At 68.8% G+C, this 22,503-nt stretch carries 20 protein-coding genes and 5 pseudogenes; 14 read left to right on the top strand and 11 right to left on the bottom strand.

The features are described 5' to 3' along the window. Window positions 1-30 precede the first annotated feature (30 nt). Both QQY66_RS15315 and QQY66_RS15310 read right to left on the bottom strand, forming a co-directional pair. Complete coding sequence (locus QQY66_RS15315) at window positions 31-306, bottom strand: DUF397 domain-containing protein (protein ID WP_301980869.1); 276 nt, start codon at window positions 304-306, stop codon at window positions 31-33. Further along, window positions 288-1,121 carry a helix-turn-helix transcriptional regulator gene (locus QQY66_RS15310; protein WP_301980868.1) on the bottom strand — a complete coding sequence of 278 codons (834 nt, stop codon included), beginning with the start codon at window positions 1,119-1,121 and terminating at the stop codon, window positions 288-290. The genes QQY66_RS15315 and QQY66_RS15310 overlap by 19 nt, the downstream gene beginning before the upstream one ends. A 116-nt stretch (window positions 1,122-1,237) precedes the next feature. Between QQY66_RS15310 and QQY66_RS15305 the strand changes: the two genes are divergently transcribed. The 6 genes and pseudogenes from QQY66_RS15305 to QQY66_RS50380 all read left to right on the top strand — a co-directional run. Then, the gene (locus QQY66_RS15305) at window positions 1,238-1,444 is read left to right on the top strand and encodes a hypothetical protein (RefSeq protein ID WP_301980867.1); all 207 of its coding nucleotides are present in this window, start codon (window positions 1,238-1,240) and stop codon (window positions 1,442-1,444) included. After that, entirely contained in the window at window positions 1,441-1,656 is a 216-nt protein-coding gene (locus QQY66_RS15300; protein ID WP_301980866.1) for a hypothetical protein, read from the top strand. The genes QQY66_RS15305 and QQY66_RS15300 overlap by 4 nt, the downstream gene beginning before the upstream one ends. A 28-nt stretch (window positions 1,657-1,684) precedes the next feature. Further along, window positions 1,685-1,816, top strand: coding sequence for a hypothetical protein (locus tag QQY66_RS50385; RefSeq protein WP_367667105.1), 132 nt, complete (start codon window positions 1,685-1,687; stop codon window positions 1,814-1,816). After that, the gene (recO, locus tag QQY66_RS15290) at window positions 1,813-2,559 is read left to right on the top strand and encodes a DNA repair protein RecO (RefSeq protein ID WP_301980865.1); all 747 of its coding nucleotides are present in this window, start codon (window positions 1,813-1,815) and stop codon (window positions 2,557-2,559) included. Before QQY66_RS50385 ends, recO begins: the two co-directional genes overlap by 4 nt. 34 nt (window positions 2,560-2,593) lie before the next feature. After that, complete coding sequence (locus QQY66_RS15285) at window positions 2,594-3,451, top strand: isoprenyl transferase (protein ID WP_301980864.1); 858 nt, start codon at window positions 2,594-2,596, stop codon at window positions 3,449-3,451. 134 nt (window positions 3,452-3,585) lie between these two features. Beyond that, a pseudogene (locus QQY66_RS50380) lies at window positions 3,586-3,813 on the top strand (helix-turn-helix domain-containing protein); the annotation flags it as partial. 81 nt (window positions 3,814-3,894) lie between these two features. On the opposite strand, the gene QQY66_RS15280 reads toward QQY66_RS50380, so the two are convergent. Both QQY66_RS15280 and QQY66_RS15275 read right to left on the bottom strand, forming a co-directional pair. Continuing rightward, the gene (locus QQY66_RS15280) at window positions 3,895-8,301 is read right to left on the bottom strand and encodes a tetratricopeptide repeat protein (protein ID WP_301980863.1); all 4,407 of its coding nucleotides are present in this window, start codon (window positions 8,299-8,301) and stop codon (window positions 3,895-3,897) included. Continuing rightward, on the bottom strand, window positions 8,291-8,605 hold the full coding sequence (locus tag QQY66_RS15275; protein ID WP_301980862.1) for a trypco2 family protein: 315 nt from the start codon (window positions 8,603-8,605) through the stop codon (window positions 8,291-8,293). Before QQY66_RS15275 ends, QQY66_RS15280 begins: the two co-directional genes overlap by 11 nt. Before the next feature lie 525 nt (window positions 8,606-9,130). Here QQY66_RS15275 and QQY66_RS15270 point away from each other — a divergent pair. Continuing rightward, window positions 9,131-9,308 (top strand): annotated as a pseudogene (locus QQY66_RS15270) (transposase); the annotation flags it as partial. Between the two features lie 38 nt (window positions 9,309-9,346). Here QQY66_RS15270 and QQY66_RS15265 read toward each other — a convergent pair. The 4 genes from QQY66_RS15265 to QQY66_RS15250 all read right to left on the bottom strand — a co-directional run bounded on the left by QQY66_RS15265 (window position 9,347) and on the right by QQY66_RS15250 (window position 12,572). After that, window positions 9,347-9,766, bottom strand: a complete 420-nt coding sequence (locus QQY66_RS15265) for a Fur family transcriptional regulator (protein ID WP_301980861.1) — start codon at window positions 9,764-9,766, stop codon at window positions 9,347-9,349. Between the two features lie 112 nt (window positions 9,767-9,878). Then, complete coding sequence (locus QQY66_RS15260) at window positions 9,879-10,781, bottom strand: metal ABC transporter permease (RefSeq protein WP_301980860.1); 903 nt, start codon at window positions 10,779-10,781, stop codon at window positions 9,879-9,881. Continuing rightward, a complete protein-coding gene (locus QQY66_RS15255; protein ID WP_301980859.1) occupies window positions 10,781-11,563 on the bottom strand; it encodes a metal ABC transporter ATP-binding protein in 783 nt (260 codons plus the stop codon). The genes QQY66_RS15260 and QQY66_RS15255 overlap by 1 nt, the downstream gene beginning before the upstream one ends. A 34-nt stretch (window positions 11,564-11,597) precedes the next feature. Continuing rightward, window positions 11,598-12,572 (bottom strand): zinc ABC transporter substrate-binding protein, encoded by a 975-nt coding sequence (locus tag QQY66_RS15250; RefSeq protein ID WP_301980858.1) that lies wholly within the window; start codon window positions 12,570-12,572, stop codon window positions 11,598-11,600. A gap of 160 nt (window positions 12,573-12,732) precedes the next feature. On the opposite strand from QQY66_RS15250, the gene QQY66_RS15245 reads away from it, so the two are divergent. From QQY66_RS15245 to QQY66_RS15235, 3 genes are all read left to right on the top strand, one after another. Then, window positions 12,733-14,115, top strand: coding sequence for a glycine--tRNA ligase (locus tag QQY66_RS15245; RefSeq protein WP_301980857.1), 1,383 nt, complete (start codon window positions 12,733-12,735; stop codon window positions 14,113-14,115). Between the two features lie 158 nt (window positions 14,116-14,273). Next, window positions 14,274-15,206, top strand: coding sequence for a DUF4394 domain-containing protein (locus tag QQY66_RS15240; RefSeq protein ID WP_301980855.1), 933 nt, complete (start codon window positions 14,274-14,276; stop codon window positions 15,204-15,206). Between the two features lie 67 nt (window positions 15,207-15,273). After that, a complete protein-coding gene (locus tag QQY66_RS15235; RefSeq protein WP_301980853.1) occupies window positions 15,274-15,885 on the top strand; it encodes a LysE family translocator in 612 nt (203 codons plus the stop codon). Here QQY66_RS15235 and QQY66_RS15230 read toward each other — a convergent pair. Both QQY66_RS15230 and QQY66_RS15225 read right to left on the bottom strand, forming a co-directional pair. Then, a pseudogene (locus tag QQY66_RS15230) lies at window positions 15,872-16,558 on the bottom strand (NAD(P)-dependent oxidoreductase); the annotation flags it as partial. The gene QQY66_RS15235 and the pseudogene QQY66_RS15230 overlap by 14 nt on opposite strands. 69 nt (window positions 16,559-16,627) lie before the next feature. Next, window positions 16,628-17,473, bottom strand: a pseudogene (locus QQY66_RS15225) (EamA family transporter); the annotation flags it as partial. Window positions 17,474-17,552: 79 nt separating this feature from the next. On the opposite strand from QQY66_RS15225, the pseudogene QQY66_RS15220 reads away from it, so the two are divergent. From QQY66_RS15220 to QQY66_RS15205, 4 genes and pseudogenes are all read left to right on the top strand, one after another. After that, window positions 17,553-18,466: pseudogene (locus QQY66_RS15220) on the top strand (LysR family transcriptional regulator). Between the two features lie 107 nt (window positions 18,467-18,573). Then, the gene (locus QQY66_RS15215) at window positions 18,574-19,581 is read left to right on the top strand and encodes an aldo/keto reductase (protein WP_301980851.1); all 1,008 of its coding nucleotides are present in this window, start codon (window positions 18,574-18,576) and stop codon (window positions 19,579-19,581) included. A gap of 19 nt (window positions 19,582-19,600) precedes the next feature. After that, window positions 19,601-20,203, top strand: a complete 603-nt coding sequence (locus tag QQY66_RS15210; RefSeq protein ID WP_301980850.1) for a TetR/AcrR family transcriptional regulator — start codon at window positions 19,601-19,603, stop codon at window positions 20,201-20,203. A 40-nt stretch (window positions 20,204-20,243) separates the two neighbouring features. Then, window positions 20,244-21,281: a hypothetical protein gene (locus tag QQY66_RS15205; RefSeq protein WP_301980849.1), complete on the top strand. Its 1,038-nt coding sequence runs from the start codon at window positions 20,244-20,246 to the stop codon at window positions 21,279-21,281. On the opposite strand, the gene QQY66_RS15200 is transcribed toward QQY66_RS15205, so the two are convergent. Beyond that, window positions 21,179-22,432: a serine hydrolase gene (locus tag QQY66_RS15200; protein ID WP_301980848.1), complete on the bottom strand. Its 1,254-nt coding sequence runs from the start codon at window positions 22,430-22,432 to the stop codon at window positions 21,179-21,181. The genes QQY66_RS15205 and QQY66_RS15200 overlap by 103 nt on opposite strands. Window positions 22,433-22,503 lie beyond the last annotated feature (71 nt).

Raw genomic sequence — 22,503 nt, 5'->3', positions numbered from 1 at the left:
CGCAAGGTCGGCTGACGCGGGGCGCCGGGGTCACCTCGCCACGGCGCGGATGAACTCCGTCCAGGCAGCCGAGCCGATCAGGAGGACGGGGCCGCCCTCGGGGACTTTGCTGTCACGGACGGGGACGACACCGGGGACTCCGTCGGCTACCTCGACGCAGCTGCCGCCGTTGCCGTCGCTGTACGTGCTTTTGCGCCAGCGGGCGGCGCCGGGGAAATCGTGCGCGACCTCGACGCACTCGCCGCCGTTGTCGTCGCTGTATGTGCTTTTGCGCCAGCGTGCGTTGCTCAGGTCATACTCGCGCATCGTCTGTGATCCTCCGCCACCGATTCGATCAGGGCCAGGGACGCCTCCGGCGGCAGCGCGGCGGCCCTGAGCAGATCGTATGCCCCCTGTACGCGCTTCACTAGGGCCGGATCGTCCAGCAGGTTCCCCGAATACACGGCCTCTGTATAGGCGGTTGGCGGTGCGTCCTCGAACTCCATGAGCTGCACCATCCGGCCCATGAGGGGGTACGCACCAACAGAGGTCGGGAGCACCTGGACCAGGACCTTCCGCTGCCGTACCAGCGCTGCGATGTGGTCCAACTGCTGGGCCATCTCGCCTGCGCTGCCGACCGGAATGCGCAGCACGTGTTCGTGCAGGATCGCCCAATACACGGGCCCTGTAGCGGCGGCCAGGATCTGCGCCCGCTCGATGCGCGCCGCGATCTTCTCCTCAATGTGAGAGTCGGTGGCGAAGGGGTTGCTCGCCAGCGTCACTGCCCGCGTGTACGCGGCGGTCTGCAGGAGGCCCGGCACGAGCGTCGGCGCGAACGTGCAGATCTTCGTCGCCAGACGCTCCAGCTCCGCCGCCCTCGCGAAGTAATCCGCGTACCGCTTGTCGTCAATCAGCTTCCGGCACAACCGCTCGAAAATACCGTCGGTTTGCAGCACCTCATCAATCCGCTGGGCGATATCCAACTGCGGCTTTCGAATCGCCTGCTCGAACTGGCCGATATAGGCGCCCGAGACGAAGACGCGCGCCCCCAACTCGACCTGAGTGAGCCCCCTGTCCTCCCGGTGCCTCTTCAGTTCCGTGCCGAAGAACTCCCATGCCGCCTGACGTGAACCGTTGGCCACAGTTCAACCCCCTTGTGCTGCCCCGAACTTGTAGAGCAGAGACTCCTGCCGAGTGTAGATGTGGTGCGCCACCCTTGAGATGCGAAGCGTAAAACCCGAAAAGGGAGGGGAACCACGTGAAGGCACAGCACTCGGCGCTCTGCGTCGAAGAGGCGGAGGAAGCAGTGAAGGAATTGCGGGCAGCATTGAAAAACGCAGGAATCATTCTGCCGTCCCTGCGGATCGACCCGGCAAGTCTTGCGCGGGAGGCGCCCTGTCCGCTCGTCGAATTGGGCCGCTGTTCCGTCGAGGCCGCGCAGCGACTCACGGCGGTTCTGCGGTGAGGCCGCCGGTCGGGTCGTATGTCGTGGACACCCGCAACGGGAGGCTCGGCATCGTCATGGGGCATGAGGGGCCCTATGTCCAGCTGAGACCGTACGGCGGCGGCAGGGAGTGGGACGCGGAGCCGGGCGCGGTGCGCCGGGCCACCCCGGCCGAGCGGCTCAGCGCGGCGACGGCGTACGCCAATGCCCGCAGTCGGGGTGAGGTCCCTTGAAAGCGGGTGTGACTGCGAGAATGGCCTCATGAGTCTGTTCCGCGACGACGGCATCGTCCTGCGCACCCAGAAGCTGGGCGAGGCGGACCGGATCATGCTGTGCTCGCCCGGGGGGCACTCCCCGGATCCCCGGCCGGAAACCCGCGGGGGTGCGCGATGAGTCTCTTCCGGGACGACGGCATCGTCTTGCGGACGCAAAAGCTCGGGGAAGCCGACCGCATCATCACCCTGCTCACCCGCGGTCACGGGCGGGTACGCGCCGTGGCCCGGGGGGTGCGGCGGACGAAGTCGAAGTTCGGGGCGCGGCTCGAACCCTTCTCCCATGTGGATGTGCAGTTCTTCGCGCGGGGGAGCGAGCTGGTCGGGCGCGGGCTGCCGCTTTGCACGCAGAGTGAGACCATCGCTCCGTACGGTGGCGGGATCGTGAGCGACTACGCCCGCTACACCGCCGGGACGGCCATGCTGGAGACCGCCGAGCGCTTCACCGACCACGAGGGTGAGCCGGCGGTCCAGCAGTATCTGCTGCTCGTCGGCGCCCTGCGCACGCTCGCCCGGGGCGAGCACGCCCCCCATCTCGTCCTGGACGCCTTCCTGCTCCGCTCGCTCGCCGTCAACGGGTACGCGCCCAGCTTCGGCGACTGCGCGAAGTGCGGGCTGCCCGGGCCGAACCGGTTCTTCTCCGTGGCCTCCGGAGGCTCCGTCTGCGGCGACTGCCGGGTGGGCGGGAGCGTCGTACCCTCGCCGCAGACCCTGGAACTCCTCGGCGCGCTGCTTACGGGAGACTGGGAGACCGCGGACGCGTGCGAGCCGCGGTATGTGCGGGAGGGCAGCGGGCTGGTCTCCGCCTACCTGCACTGGCACCTGGAGCGCGGACTGCGCTCACTCAGGTACGTAGAGAAGTAGCGAAACACGCACGGAGCGAGGAGACGAGAAACACATGGCCGTACGCGGGTTCCTGGGGCGCCAACGCCGCGAGTACAAGACGCCGGAGCCGCACCCGTCCGGTGCCCGCGCGCCGAAGCTCCCGGGCGAGCTGATCCCCCGCCATGTGGCGATCGTCATGGACGGGAACGGACGCTGGGCCAAGGAGCGCGGGCTGCCGCGCACGGAAGGCCACAAGGTCGGTGCCGAGCGTGTGCTCGACGTGCTGCAGGGCTCGATCGAGATGGGCGTCGGAGCGATCTCGCTCTACGCCTTCTCCACCGAGAACTGGAAGCGCTCGCCCGACGAGGTGCGCTTCCTGATGAACTTCAACCGCGACTTCATCCGCAAGTCCCGCGACCAGCTCGACGAACTGGGCGTGCGGGTGCGCTGGGTGGGGCGGATGCCCAAGCTGTGGAAGTCGGTCGCCAAGGAGCTCCAGATCGCCCAGGAGCAGACCAAGGACAACGACAAGCTGACCCTGTACTTCTGCATGAACTACGGCGGGCGGGCCGAGATCGCCGACGCCGCGCAGGCGCTGGCGGAGGATGTGAAGGCCGGGCGGCTCGACCCGTCCAAGGTCAACGAGAAGACCTTCGCGAAGTACATGTACTACCCGGACATGCCGGACGTGGACCTCTTCCTGCGGCCCAGCGGCGAGCAGCGCACCTCCAACTACCTGCTCTGGCAGAGCGCCTACGCCGAGATGGTCTTCCAGGACGTCCTCTGGCCGGACTTCGACCGGCGTGACCTGTGGCGCGCGTGCATGGAGTTCGCCTCGCGCGACCGGCGGTTCGGCGGGGCGATTCCCAACGAAGAGCTGCTGGCGATGAAGGGACGGCAGGAACCACCCAGCCCGTCTGGGGGAGTTTGAGGACGAGGCCCTTCGGGCCGAAACGGGGGTCTGGGGGCGGCAGCCCCCAAGACCCAACCGCGAACCGGACAAGAGTCCACCCCCCGGTCCTCTGATGCTGACGGCTTGGTTCTCACCCGACCCGCACCGGCCGGATGCCGCGATCGCCCGCCTGGCAACGCATCGAGCACACGCAGGGCCGATTACGGATCAACGACCCAGCCCGCGAACTGGACGTCAGCCGGAGCTACCTGAACAAGCGGTTCAACGAGCAGATCGGCCTCTCGCCGAAGGCGATGGCCCGCGTCCTGCGCTTCCGGCGCACCACGCACCTGCTCACCTCGACCGACTCCCGGCTCAGCCTGATCAGCGAGGCATGCGGCTACAGCGACCGGGAACTCCGCGGGCCGACCGGATGCACGCCGACGGAGTTCCCGACGGGTCGCCGGTCCGGATGTAGCCGCTCAGTCCTCGTCGTCCTCGTCTTCCGCGTCGTCCTCGTAGGCTTCGAGTGCTTCATTGATCTGTTCGAGGCGCGCCTCGTATCGCCGCGTTCGCGGATCGTCCACCCCGAATATCCGCTGGGCCCGCTCCAGGGTGTCCTCTGCCAGAACCTGCGCATGTGCGTATCGCTTGAGCTCCAGCAAGGTGAGGGCCAGATCGCCCGCGGCGCCGAGTGATTCCTGGTGGTCGGCGCCGAGGATGTTCTTGTATCTCTGCAACAGGTCCTGCTGCCGCAGCAGCGCCTCGTCGTATCGTCCGCGTCTGAAAAGCAGCCCGGCCTGGTTGCTCCGCAACCGCAGTACGTCGGGATGATCTAGCTCCAGGACTCGTCTGCCCCGTTCGATGGCCGACTCGTAGAGATCCTCCGCCTGATCGAATTCGTCGAACGCGACGAGGCAGCCGGCGAGGTTGCCGGTGGCGACGATGGTGCGCTGATGATCCGGCCCGAGCACCCGTTCGCGCCGGTGGACCACGTCCTTCCAGAGGGCCAGGGCACGCCCGTGATCACCGGAGACGTACACGTTCCCGGCGAACCGATCGTTCAGCGCGATGAAGTCGGGATCATCGGGACCGATGGAGTTCGGATCATCGGGATCGAAAGCGTCCCACACGCTCTTGATGAACCATCCGGTGGTGAGCCCGGCCAGATGGTCACCGGCCAGATACGTGTAGCGGAGAATTCCGGGAACGATGGCACGGAAGATCTCGGACTGCGCCCCGAGCCTCACGGCCGACCCGCCGAGCATGCCGAGGGCGCCCACCGCCAGCTTGAAGGATCCCCAGTGCGCCCGGTCGTCCGGATCCAGGCGCGAGAGGTATCCGTGGATCGCGAGGAAATCGTCAAGCTGTTCCTGGCCCGAGCTGTCGACGACGTTGGCCTGGAGGGCCTCCGCGACGCTGGGCAGGGCCCGGAGACAGGCTCCGAGTCTCTCGTTCGGCGGAGCCGCGAGCATCCCGAACCCGATCGCCGGCTCCGATCGGATGAACCGCACGAGTTCTTCGAGGCGCGGTGGAAGCAGGCGGTTGTCGGTATAGACGTGGATCTTGTCGCCCTCCTCCATGCTCTGCTTGAGTTCCTCCAGTCCGTCGAGCGTCGCCGGATCCACGGAGGTTCCGTCGAACATGATCGGCGGCGCTGTCTGCCAGTCGTCAGGGTCCCTGTCCCTATGCAGGCGACCCCGGGCCTGGTCGATCAGGATCTCGATCGTCTGTTTCATCGCCCGGGTGAACTTGAGGCCGAGATCGGTGTCCGCCATCCGGAGCCTGAAGCCGAGATCCCCTACGAACTCCTGGTTGGTCTTCTCCAGGCTCTCGGCGATGGCACGCCCTTGGTTACAGATCCGCAGGGCCGTTTCGAGATCCTGTCCTGCCGCACAGCGAAACCTGATCGCCGTCTCATACGCTCTCAGGAGAGGGCGGAGGTACCGCTCCTTGTCGTCCTCGACGAGTTCCTCGTAGACCGCGACGGTCCTGGAGTTCGCGGCGACCGCGTCGTCCATTCTGCCGAGGACGTAATAGCTCACGGCGAGTCCGTTGGTCTGGGCCGCCAGTTCGCTGAGGGAGGCGGCCCTGTCCTGGTCCACGAGTTCCTCGGCGAGAAAAGCGCTGTACTGGTGCAGCATGAGGGACTCGTTCGGCTCATCGTTGCGGGCGAGGGCGTCGGCGAGCCCTGCCGTGATCTGGGTCATGTACGGCAGATAGGCCCTGTACGCCTTGTGGCCCCAGTGAGCCAGCTCCTCGTAGCCCTGGAAGGCCTGGCGAGACACTGTGAGAGCCTCGGGCGCGCGCTCCGCCCTGCGCAACTCGGCGCTGTATTGGCCCTGCGCAAGTGACAGGAAGTGGAGGTGTTTCCCACGGTCTTCGGCGGCGAGCTCCGTCAGCAAGTCCACCGCGCGTCCGGCCGTGCGCAGGGCTTCTTCGTATTCGTCGGCGGCCGAGAGAGCGCCGGCCAGATTGTGCAGCGCGGCCGCCAATGTTTCCCGCCGGTCTCGCCGGCCGGATTTGACCGCGCGCTCGAGGTAGTCGATTCCGGTCCTGACAGCGTCCAGAGCCCTGGTCGCCTCGCCGAGATAGCGCAGGCGGTTGCCGTAGTTCAGGTAAACGGCATACACGTCCTCGGGTTCACCCGAGGCGGCGCGGTAATCCACACCCCGAGCCGCGAGCGCGGCCCCGAGCCCGTCGAGCGCCTCGTGCGGGTGCGGCACGGTGTAGTGAGCGTGGTACGCGGCCTCGTTGATGACATCCGCCCCGGTCAGGTAGGGCAGGCCGAGTGCGGTGGTCAGCTGCCGTGCCGCCCTCAGGTCCTGCCGCCCGGCGAGTTCCACGGCGACGTCCACCAGGCGCCGCAGGTGCGCCTGGAGCAGTTCCGAGAGCGATTGCGAGGCGTCGGCGCTGCCGACGAGTTGAGCGAGGGACTGCCCCAGGTGGGCTCTGAGATCGTCACTGACCTCGGGGTAGTCGTCCGTGGCGAGCGCGAGGGTGTTGAGCAGGCGCGCGAGATACGCCGGGTGTGCCGCGACCGCGCGCGAAACGACGAGTCGCTCGACGAGAGCGGCTCGGCCCTCCGTGGTCGCGAGCAGGTGAGAGGCGATCAGATCTGGTTCGATCGGCGCGAGAAGGGCGCCTGGGGCTCCGTCCGCGACGGCCGCGGCCGGGTAGCGCCGGTGCAGCGCGTTGGCGACGTCGCTGCGGGTCCGCTCCGGCTCGCCCTCGAAAGCGGGCGTTGATTCGAGCAGTTCCACAAGATCCTGCACAGTCGGAGCCGTGAGAGTCATGACGCAGAGCGCCTGCTTCGCCCGGCCGCGATCCGCCAGCGCGCTCGCGCCGTCCGTATGCGCCGTGCTCGACCTGGCCAGACGGTCGACTTCGACGTCGATGAGCGTGTCAAGGACCAGCCGCGCCGAGTCGTCGGCGGCGGAGATGGGCACCGCCCGGCCGGAGGCCGCCAGCAAGGCGGCGACGTGGACCAGCAGCGGCCGATCGTACTCGGCGATCCGCCGGACCTCTTCGGCCGGCAGCTCCCGCGGCGCGTCCGGTCCGCCGACGGCCTTGCTGAAGGAGCGATAAGCGGCCTCGGCATGCCGTTCGCGGACATCCTGCTCATCGAACGCCTGGGTGGTCAGGTCGAAGGAGCCGGTGAGCAGCGAGGGGAGATCGGCAGTGCGGGTACGGAGCTCTCCCGGCCAGGCCTCCTCGCTGCGGGTGATGACGAGGAGCCGGATCGAGGCGCCGAGGTGACCGTCATTGATCGCCTGCGCATAGAGGTTCTCGATGAACATGCCCAGCATGTCGTGCTGGTGCTCGGCATAGTCGAAGACGATGAAATGCGGCGTGACGAAGCTGTGCGTGCCGGCGAGCTTGTCGTAGTCGGCGAATCCCGCCTGCCACATCGTCCGTCGGTCACGGGTGAGCCTCCGGCAGGCCTCGGCGGCGATCCTGGACTTGCCCACCCCGGCCGGGCCGGTGAGCCGCCCGATCCTGATATCCGGTCTCTGCGGCAGATCGTTCGCCCAGTCGACGATGCTGTCGAGTACCGCGCCGCTCGGGCCGTCGTTGACGAACTCGACCTGGCGGTACCGGTAGTTCACAAAGGCGAAGAGGCTCGCGTCGGTGTCGGGCAGCCGCGGTGGGTCACCGGCCCAGCTCTCGGTGCCGAAGAGCGACGGCCGCGCCGACAGATCGACGAGGGGAAGACGCTGCAGCGGTTCGAGTGCGTTCGCCGCGCGCTGCCGGGCCGCCGACTGGACCGCGGCGATCGAGACGCCGCGCAGGCGGCCGTCCCACTGAGTGGGGACGCTGGTCACGATGCCCAGCAGATGCCCGCCCGGGCCGATCACGCCCGCCCCCGAGATCCCGCCCCAGTCCTCGTCGGCCCGTGGCCTCGGGTCGATGACCTGAATCTCGATCGCCGTGTCGTCGTCGACCACGGGGGCGAGGTTCACCCGCACGACGATCGGCCTGGGCGACGTGGAGCCGGATTCGACGCCCGCGACCGGGTATCCGATGATCCGGCAGTTCTCCAACGTCTGGACGCCGTGGTGGGTGCCTCCGAGGGTGGCGGTGCCCCTGGGCTCGTCCAGGTCCGGGACTATGAGCAGCGCGGCGTCGAGACCGTCGGCCTCCAGCGGAACGATCTCTGTGACCGCCGCCGCCGACGACGCGGATCCCTCCAGCTTGACCGTGAACCGCCGCGCGGGAACGCGGCCGTCGGCGTCGTACTCGGACGCCTTCGTCACGATGTGCCGGGCGGTCAGGACGAGGCCTCGGGCGAGCAGAAACCCGCTGCCGAGGAACACTCGGCCGTCGGCCGTTTCGAATCTGATCTTGGCCACTCGGGCCGCGAGGTTCTCGGCCATTTCAGTCGTCATCCCGGATCAGCACGGAGGGCGTGACCAGAAGCTCGCCCCGGTTCGCGTGGGAATCGACGAAACCGGGGTCCAGAGTGAGCGTCAATTTATGAGAGTGCGTTGACGCGGAATTTTTACTTCCTTTCGCGACCACGAGCCAGCTGATACCCGCGTCGGCCGCGGCTTGTTTGGTCACCTCGACCGTGAGCTCAACCTCGATCTCCTTTACCTGCAATGGTATGAGTGGATCACGTTGGCCGTGAGCGACAGCGAGTTCCCTGCGAAGGCTCGCCAATACCTCGCTCAAAGGAAGTCCGTCAGACATAACCGGATCGTACCGGAGACCCTGCCGCCAAGCAGTGGACAGCGTCAGAATTGGCCCCCGCCATCGCAGAGCACCGATGACGGTGCCGCCGAGACTGGTCGGCGGGATCCCAGCGATGGTGGTTTTGGCGGCCCATGTTCACCGTGCCATTACAAAGCCCACACCCTCTGGGAGGGTATTTGGCGATGGGTTGTGGTGCCGAGTCGCTCCGGTGGCCAATAATCTTCGGATCGATCCGCACCTTACGTGTGCCTTCGCGACCTTTTGGGCGTCGGCACTTCAGGCTGTGCATGTTGGCAATGAATGCGGCAAAGCAGGTCGAAATACCCGTCTTGAATCAGCATCAAACTCTCACTGACTGAGCGTTTGGTCCTGTCTCGGTCGAGTTGGTGTCGTTTCCAGAGTCCTGCGGCGGAGGGGCCGCTGTGCTTGATGGGGCAGTCGACCCGCCCGGGACGCCTGGGAATCGTTTCGTTCCGACTGCTCCTGTCTGCTCCCAACACGCTCCAACGCCCGCCCGGCGCCCGCGGGTTCACGATCATCCCGAGACGGTGGACCATCGAGCGCAGCATCGGCTGGCTCATGCACCACCGACGCCTCGCCCGCGACTACGAACGCCCCCCCCGCACCGCTCCGAAGCGATGATCCACCTCATGGCCCGCAGACTCACCGGCGAACCACCCTGAACTGGCGCGGAACCTGACCCGGGACCAAACACGAATCACCTGACCAAACGCTCAGTCAACCGCCGGAGGTGCTCGCGCACTCCGCACACGTGCCGAAGATCTCCACCGTGTGCGCCACGTTGACGTAACCGTGCTCCTCGGCGATCGCGTCCGCCCACTTCTCCACGGCCGGGCCCTCGACCTCGACGGCTTTGCCGCAGACGCGGCAGACGAGGTGGTGGTGGTGTTCGCCGGTGGAGCAGCGACGGTAGACGGACTCGCCGTCGGAGGTGCGCAGGACGTCGACCTCACCGGCCTCGGCGAGGGACTGCAGGGTGCGGTAGACCGTGGTGAGGCCGACGGAATCGCCCTTGTGCTTCAGCATGTCGTGCAGGTCCTGCGCACTGCGGAACTCGTCGACCTCGTCGAGCGCCGCCGCCACGGCGGCACGCTGCCGGGTGGCTCGGCCCTTCACCGGCTGTCCAGCGGTCGTCACCGGTTCCTCCTTTTTGCTCGGTCGCCTCCGGGCGCTTGCGCCGGTGTCGACCGAGCGACTCACATCTGCGCTTGCCGTGCCGGGCCATTGTGCCAGCCCGACATGTGCGCGGTCAGACTCCCACCTTTCCGTCGCGTTCCCGGCTGGCCGGAATCGCACACTCCGCGGGGTCTCCCGCGGGGTGGGCGGCGGCGAGGGCCCGCGCGCGGCGCCGGGCCAGCGGAGCCGCCGTCGCGGTCAGCACGATGAACGCGGCGATGGTCAGCAGCACGATGGTCGCGCCGGGCGGCACGTCCTGGTAGTACGACGTCACGGTCCCGCCGATCGTCACGGTCACCCCGATCGCGACCGCGATGGCGAACGTGAGCGCGAAGCTACGGCTGAGCTGCTGCGCCGCGGCGACCGGCACCACCATCAGCGCGGACACCAGCAGCAGCCCGACCACGCGCATCGCGACGGTCACCGTCACCGCCGCCGTGATCGCCGTCAGCAGGTTCAGCGCACGCACCGGCAGACCCGTGACCCGCGCGAACTCCTCGTCCTGGCTGACCGCGAACAACTGGCGGCGCAGGCCCACGGTGACCAGCACCACGAACGCCGCCAGCAGACAGATCGCCGTCACGTCGTCCTCGGAGACCGTGGAGAGCGAGCCGAAGAGGTACGAGTTCAGGTTGGCGTTGGAGCCGCCCGGCGCGAGGTTGATGAGCATCACGCCGCCGGCCATACCGCCGTAGAAGAGCATCGCGAGGGCGACGTCGCCGCGAGTGCGGCCGTACCAGCGGATCAGCTCCATCAGGACCGCGCCGATCACCGCGACCGCCGTCGCCATCCACACCGGCGAGGTGGAGAGGAGGAAGCCGAGGCCGACGCCGGTCATCGCGACATGGCCGATGCCGTCGCCCATCAGGGCCTGGCGGCGCTGGACGAGGTAGATGCCGATCGCGGGGGCGGTGACGCCGACCAGGACGGCGGCGAGCAGGGCCCGCTGCATGAAGGCGTAGTCGAGGATCTCCATCAGCTCAGCAGTCCCGTGCGGATCGGTTCGGCGTCCGGCGCCGCGTGCGGGTGGACGTGGTCGTGGCCTGGAAGCGCGTGCTGGCCGACCGCCTTCGGGGGCGGGCCGTCGTGCAGGACACAGCCGTCGCGCAGGACGACCGCGCGGTCGATCAGCGGCTCCAGGGGGCCCAGTTCATGCAGGACGAGCAGGACCGTCGTACCCGCCGCGACCTGCTCCGTGAGCGTCCGCGCCAGCACCTCCTGGCTGGCCAGGTCCACGCCCGCCATCGGCTCGTCCATGATCAGCAGATCAGGGTCGGAGGCGAGCGCGCGGGCGATCAGGACCCGCTGGTGCTGGCCGCCGGAGAGCGCGTTGACGGAGTCCTTGGCGCGGTCCGCCATGCCGACCAGCTCCAGGGCGCGTCCTATCGCGTCCCGGTCGGCCTTGCGCAGGACACCGAAGCGGGTGCGGGACAGGCGGCCCGAGGAGACGACCTCGGTCACCGTCGCCGGGACACCGCCCGCGGCTGTCGTGCGCTGTGGGACGTAGCCGACCCGCGCCCAGTCGCGGAACCGGCGCCGCGGGGTGCCGAAGATCTCTATCTCGCCGCCGGACACCGGGACCTGGCCGATGACCGTGCGTACCGCGGTCGACTTGCCGGAGCCGTTGGCGCCGAGCAGCGCGACGACCTCACCGTGGCCCACGGTGAGGTCGATGCCGCGCAGCACGGGGCGCGAGCCGAGCTCCGCCGTCACGCTCCGCAGGGATATGACGGGGTCGCCGGCTTTACGTGCCGTCATGGCGTGCGCCTCCGAACTGCCGGGTACTGCTGGGTCACTTCGCGCCGAGCGCCTTCTCCAGGGCCGTCAGGTTCGCCTGCATGACCCCGAAGTAGTCGTCGCCCTTGGACTTGTCGGTGATGCCCTCGAGCGGGTCGAGCACATCAGTCTTCAGCCCGGCGTCGTCGGCCAGGGTCTTGGCCGTCTTGTCGGAGACCAGCGTCTCGTAGAAGACGGTCGTCACGCCGTCGGCCTTCGCCTCCGTCTGGAGTTCCTTGATCCGCGCCGCGCTCGGCTCGGTCTCCGGGTCCAGACCGGAGATGGACTCCTGGGTCAGGCCGTAGCGCTCGGCGAGGTAACCGAAGGCGGAGTGGTTGGTGAAGAACACCTTCGTGTCGGTGTTCTTCAGGCCGTCCTCGAAGTCGGTGTTCAGCGTGTTCAGCTTCGCGACCAGGGCCGCGGTGTTCTTCTTGTAGTCGGCCGCGTTGTCCGGGTCGGCCTTCTCCAAGGCGGCGCCGACACCCTCGGCGACCTCGGCGTACTTCACCGGGTCCAGCCAGACGTGCGGGTCGAGCGCCGACTCCTCCTCCGCGTGCTCCTCCTCGGCGTGCTCTTCCTCGCCCTCATGGGCGTGGCCGGTCTCGCCGTGGTCTTCCAGCTTGGTGAGGGTTGCCGCGTCGATCTTCGTCTTGACGCCGGACTGCTCCACCGCCTCGTCGACGGCGGGCTGGAGGGTCTTGAGATACAGCACCGCGTCGGACTCCTGGAGTGCCGCGGTCTGCTTGGCGCTGATCTCGAGGTCGTGCGGCTCCTGGCCGGGCTCGGTCAGCGTGGAGACGTTCACATGGTCCCCGCCGATCTGCTCGGCGAGGAACTGCATCGGGTAGAACGACGCGACGACGTCGAACTTGTCCGTGTTGCCCGCGGCGCTTGCGGTGTCACTGCCGCTGTCGCTGGAGCAGGCGGAGAGGGCAGCGAGACCGAGGGCGGTCACCACGGCGGTGGGTATCAGACGACGACGTGCGTTCATGACAGTCATTTTCAATGAATCTGGAAACGATTGTCAACAAACGTCCGGGGTGGCCCTGAGCACAACCCGATTTGGTTGAGGGGGAGCCTGCGCCGGTAACCTGAAGCATTCGCTGGAAGCACCTCGCTTCGTCGCCCGTCGTCGTAATGAAGAGAGCACCGTGGCCGCCGACAAGATCGACACCATCGTCAGCCTGAGCAAGCGCCGTGGCTTCGTATTTCCCTGCAGTGAGATCTACGGCGGACAGCGCGCCGCCTGGGACTACGGGCCGCTGGGTGTCGAGCTCAAGGAGAACCTCAAGCGCCAGTGGTGGCGCTACATGGTGACCTCGCGCGAGGACGTCGTCGGTATCGACTCGTCCGTGATCCTGGCCCCCGAGGTGTGGGTCGCCTCCGGCCATGTCGCCACCTTCACGGACCCGCTCACCGAGTGCACCTCCTGTCACAAGCGGTTCCGCGCGGACCACCTGGAGGAGGCGTACGAGGCCAAGAAGGGCCACCTCCCCGAGAACGGCCTCGCCGACGTCAACTGCCCCAACTGCGGCAACAAGGGCCAGTTCACCGAGCCCAAGCAGTTCTCGGGCCTGCTCTCCACCCACCTCGGCCCCACCCAGGACTCCGGCTCCATCGCCTACCTGCGTCCCGAGACCGCGCAGGGAATCTTCACCAACTTCGCCCAGGTGCAGACCACCTCGCGCCGCAAGCCGCCGTTCGGCATCGCGCAGATGGGCAAGTCCTTCCGCAACGAGATCACGCCCGGCAACTTCATCTTCCGCACCCGCGAGTTCGAGCAGATGGAGATGGAGTTCTTCGTCAAGCCGGGCGAGGACGAGACGTGGCAGGAGTACTGGATGGAGCAGCGCTGGAACTGGTACACCGGCCTGGGCCTGCGCGAGGAGAACATGCGGTGGTACGAGCACCCGAAGGAGAAGCTCTCCCACTACTCCAAGCGCACCGCTGACATCGAGTACCGCTTCCAGTTCGGCGGCAACGAGTGGGGCGAGCTGGAGGGTGTGGCCAACCGCACCGACTACGACCTCGGCGCCCACTCCAAGGCCTCCGGCCAGGACCTCTCCTACTTCGACCAGGAGGCCGGGGAGCGCTGGACGCCGTACGTCATCGAGCCCGCCGCCGGTGTCGGCCGCGCGATGCTGGCCTTCCTCCTCGACGCCTACATCGAGGACGAGGCCCCCAACGCCAAGGGCAAGATGGAGAAGCGGACCGTGCTGCGCCTGGACCACCGCCTGGCTCCGGTGAAGGTCGCGGTGCTGCCGCTGTCCCGGAACCCCGAGCTGTCCCCGAAGGCCAAGGGCCTCGCCCAGGCGCTCCGCCAGAACTGGAACATCGAGTTCGACGACGCCGGCGCCATCGGCCGCCGCTACCGCCGCCAGGACGAGATCGGCACGCCGTACTGCGTGACGGTCGACTTCGACACCCTGGACGACAACGCGGTGACGGTCCGCGAGCGTGACTCGATGAAGCAGGAGCGGATCTCGCTGGACCAGATCGAGGGGTACCTGGCGAGCCGCCTGATCGGCGCGTAGTTTTCCGCGAGTGCTGTCCGAAAACCCCGGTTTCGTTACGGACGTAACAGACGTAACGAAACCGGGGTTTTTCCCATCCGGTGCCCATCCGGCTCCGAAGAGGGGACATGCGCGGCCCGCAGCGGGCGGGTCGCGGTGAGAACCTTCACGGGGGCACCATGCGTAAGCAAGCAGTCATCGCCGCGTCCGTCATGGCACTGGCCATCGGCACCGTCGGCTGCGGAGCGAAGGGCGACGGGGCGGCGAAGGCCGAGTCTTCCCCCGCCGCCATCGAGAACAAGGGCGGCCTGATCGGGGCGGGCGCGGCGCAGAGCGACCGGCTCACCGCCATCGGCCTCACCGCCGACCAGCGGCTCGTCAGCTTCCGCACCGACCGTCCCGACCGCGTCCTCCCGCTCGGCAAGGTGAACGGCCTCCAGGGCGACACCAAGCTCGTCGGCATCGACTACCGCGTCCAGAACGGCAAGCTGTACGGCGTCGGCGACCGCGGCGGCATCTACACCGTCCGCGAGATCGGCGCGAAGGCGACGAAGGTCGGCCGGCTGAGCGTGGCGTTGCAGGGGCAGTCGTTCGGCGTCGACTTCAACCCCGCCGCCAACCGCCTGCGCGTCATCAGCGACACCGGCCAGAACCTCCGCCACAACATCGACGACCCGGCGGGCGCCCCGGCGGCGGGCACCACGGCTGTCGACGGCACCCTGACCAACCCGCCGGTCCCGCCCGCGACGGTGGGTGCCACGGCACAGGGCGTGACAGGGGCGGCGTACACGAACAACGACCTCTCGCAGACCACCGCCACCACGCTCTTCGACGTGGACACGGCGGGCGACCAGGTCTCCATCCAGTCCCCGGCCAACGCGGGCAACCTCGCCCCCACCGGCAAGCTGGGCGTCGACGCGGGCCCGAGCGCGGGCTTCGACATCTACACGTCCACGAGGAGCGGTTCGAACACGGCGTACGGCGTCCTCAGCGTCGGCGGTACGCAGCGGCTGTACCGCGTGGACCTGCTGAACGGTTCGGTCACGCGGTCCGGGACCTTCGACGGTGGCCGGGCGGTGGTGGACCTGGCGCTGCCGCTGATGCAGGGCTGAGTGGTCCCCGTACGGGACGGGTGATTGGTCCTGTACGGGTCTGTGGCGGCCCCGACAGGGTAGCGGCATGAGCATCGCGTTCCTGCTGACCACCCTCGTCGTGGTCGCCACCCCCGGCACCGGCGTCGTCTACACCCTCGCGGCCGGGCTGTCCCGCGGCCGCCGGGCGAGCGTCGTCGCGGCGGCCGGCTGCACCCTCGGCATCGTCCCGCACATGCTGGCCACGATCACCGGAATAGCCGCGCTGTTGCACGCGAGCGCGACGGCCTTCCAGGTCCTGAAGTACGCCGGTGTCGCCTACCTCCTCTACATGGCATGGGCGACGCTGAAGGACCGTGAGGCGATCGCGTTGGACGATCAGCAGGCTCCCCTCTCCGCGGGCCGGGTGATCGTCCGGGGCGTGCTGATCAACATCCTCAACCCGAAACTGACGATCTTCTTCTTCGCGTTCCTGCCGCAGTTCGTGACGCCGGGGGAGCACAACTCGGTGCTCCGGATGCTCGCGCTCAGCGGCGTCTTCATGCTGGCGACCTTCGTCGTCTTCGCGGCCTACGGCATCCTCGCCGCCTCCGTCCGCAGCCACGTCACCTCACGGCCGAGGGTGATGACGTGGCTGCGGCGGAGCTTCGCTGGGTCGTTCGTGGCGTTGGGGGCGAAGCTCGCGTTCACCGCGCGGTAGTGGTCGTCTGCGGCGCCGTCGTGGCTGGTCGCGCAGTTCCCCGCGCCCCTTTGGGGCGCTGCCCCGTCCGTCGGTCGTCATGGACCACGGTGACCACGCGGTCGGCGCCGGGCGCTTCCAGTTCGTCGAGTACGGCGACAGCCAGATCCTCCGCGCTGATCCAGGAGCGGCCGTCGGTGGCCGTGAGCAGGGTGTCGGTGCCCCGCCGGTAGTGGCCGGTGCGCTCGCCGGGGGCCAGTAGGGCGGGCGGCGCGAGATAGGCCCAGTCGCCGCCGTGCCCTTCGCAGGCCCGCAGTTGGGCCACCCCGGCCGCGGCTACCGGCTTCACCTCTTCCGGCACGTACACCGGGTTGTCGGCGACCAGCAGCGCGGGGTCCTCGGGGCTGCGCAGCACCCCCGCGCCGCCCACCACAAGGGTGCGTATCCCGGTGTCCAGCACCGCACGGGTCGTACCGACGAGGAAGTCCTGGTCGACCGGATCGGTCCGCACCGCGACCACGACGGCGTCGGCGCCGGCGAGCGCCTCGCACAGGGCGTCCGTGTCGTTCGCGTCGACGGGGAAGGGCGTCACGCTGCGGTCCTCGTCGGCAGGCTTCCGGGACAGGGCACGCACGTGGTGTCCGCGTGTGACGGCCTCGGTGATCACCCGGCTGCCGACCATGCCGGTGGCGCCGAGCACGGCGATCGTCAACCCTGTCGTCATGGAATGCGCTCTCCTCATGTGCGGGGCGTTGAACTGCACGGCCAGCAGGGCGGCCAGGGCGAGGGTGAAACCGAGGGCCTGGAGCGGGTTCAGCGTCTCGCCGAGCGTGAGGCCTACGACGGTGGCGACCAGCGGGGACAGCAGCACCAGCGGGGCGGACGCCCTGACCGGCAGCTTCCCGATCCCGCGGAACCACAGCGTGAACGAGATCAGCCCGCCCATGCTGCCGAGCCACAGATAGCCGGCGACGGCCTGCGAATCGATCGACGGCGGCGCCCCCTCGAACACGACGGTGAGGGGGAGCAACACCAGCCCGCCGACCGTCAGTTGCCAGCCCGCCAGGGCCATCGGACCGACCCCCGTGGGGCGGCCCCAGCGCTTGGTGAGGACGACTCCGGCCGCCATGCCCGCCGTACCGCCGAGACCGGCGAGCACGCCGACGGCGTCCAGCCGGGCCTCGGGCCCGAGCACCACGAGTCCGACACCGACCACCCCGAGCACACCCCACATCCAGGTCCAGGCCGTCGGCCGGCTGTGGAGCACCGCGATGGCCAGCCCGGCGACCAGCAGCGGCTGGACGGCGCCGAGGGTGCCGGCGACACCGCCGGGGAGCCGTTCGGCCGCCACGAACAACAGGGGGAACAGCGCGCCGATGTTGAGGGTGCCGAGGACGGCGGCCTTCCACCACCAGTCGCCGCGCGGCAGCACACGGGTGAGCGCCAGTGCGAGCAGCCCGGCGGGCAGGGCACGCAACAGCGCGGCGAACAGCGGATGCCCGGGCGGCAGCAGCTCTGTGGTGACGGCGTACGTGGTGCCCCAGGAGGCGGGGGCGAGTGCGGTCAGGGCGACGGTCGCCGCGTGCTGCGCGGACGAATTCCTCTGCATGAGGTGCAGTCTCGGCCGCACCCCGTCATGACTCCAAAGCATGGTTGCCATGGCAGCGATGAATCAGAACGATGGCTGGATGGACCTTCAGCAGATGCGCTACGTCGTCGCCGTCGCCGAGACCCGCAACTTCACGCGGGCCGCGGAGCGGTGTTCCGTGGTGCAGTCGTCACTGAGCCACCGGATCGCGGGCCTGGAACGGGAGCTGGGGGTCCGGCTGTTCGCCCGCTCCAGTCGCCGGGTGGAGCTCACCGGCGCCGGGGAGGCGTTCGTCGCGCGGGCCCGCGAGTGTCTGACGGCCGCCGACCTCGCGGCTGCCGACGCCGCCGCGGCGGCCGGGGTGGTACGGGCCGGCTCGCCGTCGGCGTGATCGTGACCACCGCCGCCGTCGACGTACCGGAGCTGTTGCAGCGGTATCGCGCGCTGCATCCGGAGGTCCGGGTCGTGTTGCGCTCCGGGCGCAGCGACGATCTGGTGGCCGCGATCCGGGACGGCGAACTGGACATCGCCTTTCTCGGTCTGCCCGAGGACCAGCGGCCGTCCGGGGTGGAGACGCTGGTGCTCGATCACGACGAGCATGTGCTGGTCGTGCCGGCCGGGCACCGGCTCGCGGGCGCTTCCCGGGTCACCCTTCGGGACATCGCCGAGGAGACGTTCGTGGACTTCATGCACGGCACACCCGCCCGGGCCCAGTCCGACCAGGCGTTCGCCGCGGCGGGGCTGGTGCGGGACGTGGCGTACGAGGTCGGGGTCGTCGAGCTGATCACCCGCCTGACCGCGCGCGCCCTGGGCGTCGCGCTGCTGCCGTCGGCCTTCGCCCGGCCGCTGGCGGCGGGCGACCCCGAGCTGGTGCTGGTCCCGGTGGTGGGCGGGCCGCGCCGTATCGAGGTGCTCGCGTGGAGCCGGTTCAATCCGAGTCCGGCGACGCGGGCGATGCTCGATGTGCTCGGGGTTCCCGCCGCGAAGCGGGTCAACGGCCCTGGAGCGCCTTGACGTTGTCGCCGAACGTCCAGTTCTTCGAGCCGTCCCGGTTCTCCCAGTAGACGAATGACAGCTGACAGATATTGAAATCTGTCAGCTGTCATGCCATGGTGGAGCGCATGACGATGCAAACCCGAACCCTCGGAACCACCGGCCCCCAGGTCTCCGCCCTCGGCCTCGGCTGCATGGGCATGTCCGCGCTGTACGGCGACGCGGACCGGACCGAGTCCATCGCGACGATCCACGCCGCACTGGAATCCGGCGTGACCCTGCTCGACACCGGCGACTTCTACGGCATGGGCCACAACGAGATGCTGATCGGCGAGGCCCTGCGCACCGCGCCCACGGCCCGGCGCGAACAGGCGCTCGTCAGCGTGAAGTTCGGCGCACTGCGCGACCCGGACGGCGGCTGGACCGGCTACGACGGCCGTCCCGCCGCCGTGCAGAACTTCGCCGCGTACTCGCTCCAGCGCCTCGGCGTCGACCACATCGACGTATACCGGATCGCCCGGCTCGACCCGGCCGTCCCCATCGAGGAGACGGTCGGCGCGATCGCGGAGCTGATCGAGAAGGGATACGTGCGGCATGTCGGCCTGAGCGAGGTAGGCGCGGACACCATCCGCAGGGCGGCGGCCACGGCTCCGATCTCCGACCTTCAGATCGAGTACTCGCTGATCTCGCGCGGCATCGAGGACGAGGTCCTGCCGGTCACGCGCGAGCTGGGGATCGGCATCACGGCGTACGGCGTGCTCTCCCGCGGGCTGATCTCCGGCCACTTCTCCGCCGGCCGGCAGCTCGGCGCGAACGACTTCCGGTCGCTGTCGCCCCGTTTCCAGGGCGAGAACCTCCAGCACAACCTGAACCTGGTCGAGGCGCTGCGGAAGATCGCCGAGCAGAAGGGCGTGAGCGTCGCGCAGATCGCGATTGCCTGGGTGCTGGCCCGCGGCGAGGACATCGTGCCGCTCGTCGGCGCCCGCACCCGGGAGCGGCTCAGCGAGTCGCTGGGCGCGCTGGACGTCACGCTGGACGCCGCCGACCTCGCCGCGATCGAGCGGGCCGTACCGGCGGACGCGGCGGCCGGCGACCGCTACCCGGCCGCGCAGATGAGCCACCTCGGCACCAAGTAGCGGCAGGTACGGTCTGACCATGTCACCCACCTCCGAGATCCTGACCGCCGAGCGCATCCTCGAAGCGACCGAGGAGGTGCTGCGCCGCCACGGCCCCGCCAAGGCCACCGTGGTCGACGTGGCCCGCGCGCTCGGCGTCAGCCACGGGAGCGTGTACCGGCACTTCCGTACGAAGGCCGCGCTGCGGGAGGCCGTGACGAAGAGGTGGCTGGACCGTACGTCGGCGTCCCTGTCCGGCATCGTCGCCGCGACCGACCGCGATCCGGAGTCCCGGGTCCGCGACTGGCTGCGGGCCCTGTTCGACGCCAAGCGCCACAAGGCGGGCGACGACCCCGAACTCTTCGCCACCTACACCGTCCTCACCAGCGAGAACAGCCACGCCGTCGACGAGCACCTCACCGACCTGACCGACCAGCTCACGGAAATCGTCCGCGCCGGCACCGAGTCCGGCGCGTTCACCACCGCCGACCCGGCAACCACCGCCACCGCCCTCTTCCAGGCCACCGCCCGCTTCCATGACCCGGGGTACCACCGGGAGTGGGAACGGGCGGGGATCCAGGGGGAGTTCGAGGCGGTGGTGGATCTCCTGGTGCGCGGGCTTCGGGGCGCTGCCCAGCCGTAGGATGCCGGAACTCAAGGGGTAGACATCAGTGGGGAGTGCAATGTCAGAGCCCGGCTCGTTAGCGCCCCCGCCCGCTCCGCCGGGCCCGGGTTTCATCGGCCGGCTGTGGCGTCGTTTCCGCCGTGCCCACCGAAGAGAGAACCGCGAGAACCTGCAAGGCTGGGTCGACCTGATCTGTGGCTACCTCGCGGTCGTCGCCGTGCTCTTGGGTGCCTCCTGGACTGTCGGGTCGTGGTCGGCCGACTACCGCACCAGCAAGCAGGCCGTTGACGCGGCCCGCAGTGGGCCGGACCTCAAGGCGGACCTGAAGCTGGCAACGGTCCGTGCTTACATCGGCAAGGGCATCAAAGGGACCGAGGAACAGTTCGGCGGCCTTGGCGCCGCCGGACGGCAGAAGGCCGACATCTCGGGTCCACATGTGGAGATCACGGTCCAGAACCTCGCCACAGCCCCGTCTCTGATCACCGAGGCCAACGTCACTTTCCGGAAGTCGCTCTTTCTGGAGGGGTGCTACACCCCCACGAGCGAAGGCCTGAGAAGCACCGCGACCTACGACCTGACCGTGCCCGACAAGCAGCCCCTCGTCCCGGGCACACACTCCCACAAGGTCCCGTTCAGCAGGACCGCCGAGCTGACCCACCGCATCGACGCCAACTCCTACGAGAAGTTCACCCTCACGACGGGCCCGGAAATCATCGACTACGGCGACAGTCCCTGGGTCGGTGTCTTCGATGTGGAACTCGTTCACGACGGTGGCAGGAAGCTCAAGGCCGGTCGTGTCGCAGTCATCAGTCCAGGCGGCGACTCGAGGAACTTCTACCCCGTGGGGGAAACCTGGCACATCGACCCGGAGCACATTCCGGGATGCCAGAAGCTGAACACCGAAGTCATCTCGAAGGTGTTGGAGCCGGGCGTCGTCGCGTCAAGGGAGCTCAAGGCCCTCGACCAGGCGTTTCGCTCCTACACTCCTGGACGTCACAGCCCCGGCCCGGACCAGAGCGGAGATCCTGACGACAGTGACGGAGACCCTGACGACAGTGGCTGGATCCCCGCTGCTCCTGTCCCTGGACCCACCTGAACCCCTGCCGTGCACCGCCAGAACTCCTCCATCAGCCGCACCGGTTCCGGGCTCTCCACGCCCACCTGGGTCAGCAGGATGGTGATCGTGCCGGTGGGTGGGACGAGGTAGGCCGTCGTGCCGGTGCCGCCGACCCAGCCGTAGCGGCCGGGGGTGTTCCAGGGGCTGCTGGGGGTGACGTCGACCTGGCCGCCGTAGCCCCAGCCCTGGTCCTGGAGGAAGAGCGTGCCGAGTTGGCGTTGGTGGGCGGTGAGGTGGTTGGTGGTCATACGGCTGACGGAGGCGGGCGTCAGGAGACGGTGGCCGCCGGATTCACCGGATTCACCGGAGGAGCGGAGAAGGCGGACGAAGGCCAGCAGGTCGTCGGCCGTGGAGGCCAGTCCGCCGCCGCCCGACGGGAGGACGGGCAGGCGGCTCCAGTCGCCGTCCGGGGTGTCCGCCGGCTCCAGGGCGCCCGTCGGGCCCGTGCGGTAGTAGGTCGTGAAGCGGTCGCGTTTCGTCTCCGGGACCTCGAAGGCCGTGTCCTTCATGCCCAGCGGTTCGAAGATCCGCTCCGCCAGGAACTCCGGGAAGGCACGGCCCGACGCCCTGGCGATCAGGATGCCCTGGAGGTCGGACGACGTGTGGTACAGCCAACCCTCGCCCGGCTGGTGGAGCAGCGGGACCTGGGCCAGCTGCCGTAGCCAGGTGTCGGGGTCGGGATAGGTGTGCGGCTCCCGGCTGTCCTTCTGGACGGCGGAGAGGGCCTGGACCGCGGGGAGCGAGAAGTCGGACGCGTACCCCCAGCCCGCCCGGGAGGTGAGCAGGTCCTCGACCGTGATCGGGCGGACCGCCGGAACCACGTCGTCCACGGGACTCGACGGCGTACGCACCACCGTCGGGTTCGACAGCTCCGGCAGCCATACGTCGACGGGGTCGTGGAGCCCGATCCGCCCGTCCTCCACCAGCATCAGCACCGCCGCCGCGGTGATCGGCTTGGTCAGCGAGGCGATCCGGAAGATCGCGTCCCGGGGCAGCGGCGCGGTCCCGCCGGCGGACAGGGAACCGACGGTCACCACCTCGACCTCGTCGCCGCGGTCCACCAGGCCCACCGCTCCCGGCACCGATCCGTCGTCGACGTGCCGTCGCAGGGTCTCGCGCAGAGCGCTCATCGGCCGGCCTTCCGTGTTGATCGTCGTATGCCTTCGTATGTACGACCGCTGCCGCCACGGAAAGTCATCGC

It is taken from the genome of Streptomyces sp. DG2A-72 (assembly GCF_030499575.1).
GTDB lineage: Bacteria > Actinomycetota > Actinomycetes > Streptomycetales > Streptomycetaceae > Streptomyces.
The sequence above is the reverse complement of the archived record's forward strand: the minus strand, read 5'-3'. Positions and strand labels throughout refer to the sequence as shown.

What these genes read in the sequence shown, in the direction of transcription:
- QQY66_RS15315 (WP_301980869.1), bottom strand. Translation starts at nt 306, where the DNA reads ATGCGCGAGTATGACCTGAGCAACGCACGCTGGCGCAAAAGCACATAC.
- QQY66_RS50385 (WP_367667105.1), top strand. Translation starts at nt 1,685, where the DNA reads ATGAGTCTGTTCCGCGACGACGGCATCGTCCTGCGCACCCAGAAGCTG.
- recO (WP_301980865.1), top strand. Translation starts at nt 1,813, where the DNA reads ATGAGTCTCTTCCGGGACGACGGCATCGTCTTGCGGACGCAAAAGCTC.
- QQY66_RS15285 (WP_301980864.1), top strand. Translation starts at nt 2,594, where the DNA reads ATGGCCGTACGCGGGTTCCTGGGGCGCCAACGCCGCGAGTACAAGACG.
- QQY66_RS15280 (WP_301980863.1), bottom strand. Translation starts at nt 8,301, where the DNA reads ATGACGACTGAAATGGCCGAGAACCTCGCGGCCCGAGTGGCCAAGATC.
- QQY66_RS15275 (WP_301980862.1), bottom strand. Translation starts at nt 8,605, where the DNA reads ATGTCTGACGGACTTCCTTTGAGCGAGGTATTGGCGAGCCTTCGCAGG.
- QQY66_RS15260 (WP_301980860.1), bottom strand. Translation starts at nt 10,781, where the DNA reads ATGGAGATCCTCGACTACGCCTTCATGCAGCGGGCCCTGCTCGCCGCC.
- QQY66_RS15255 (WP_301980859.1), bottom strand. Translation starts at nt 11,563, where the DNA reads ATGACGGCACGTAAAGCCGGCGACCCCGTCATATCCCTGCGGAGCGTG.
- QQY66_RS15250 (WP_301980858.1), bottom strand. Translation starts at nt 12,572, where the DNA reads ATGAACGCACGTCGTCGTCTGATACCCACCGCCGTGGTGACCGCCCTC.
- QQY66_RS15240 (WP_301980855.1), top strand. Translation starts at nt 14,274, where the DNA reads ATGCGTAAGCAAGCAGTCATCGCCGCGTCCGTCATGGCACTGGCCATC.
- QQY66_RS15235 (WP_301980853.1), top strand. Translation starts at nt 15,274, where the DNA reads ATGAGCATCGCGTTCCTGCTGACCACCCTCGTCGTGGTCGCCACCCCC.
- QQY66_RS15215 (WP_301980851.1), top strand. Translation starts at nt 18,574, where the DNA reads ATGACGATGCAAACCCGAACCCTCGGAACCACCGGCCCCCAGGTCTCC.
- QQY66_RS15210 (WP_301980850.1), top strand. Translation starts at nt 19,601, where the DNA reads ATGTCACCCACCTCCGAGATCCTGACCGCCGAGCGCATCCTCGAAGCG.
- QQY66_RS15205 (WP_301980849.1), top strand. Translation starts at nt 20,244, where the DNA reads ATGTCAGAGCCCGGCTCGTTAGCGCCCCCGCCCGCTCCGCCGGGCCCG.
- QQY66_RS15200 (WP_301980848.1), bottom strand. Translation starts at nt 22,432, where the DNA reads ATGAGCGCTCTGCGCGAGACCCTGCGACGGCACGTCGACGACGGATCG.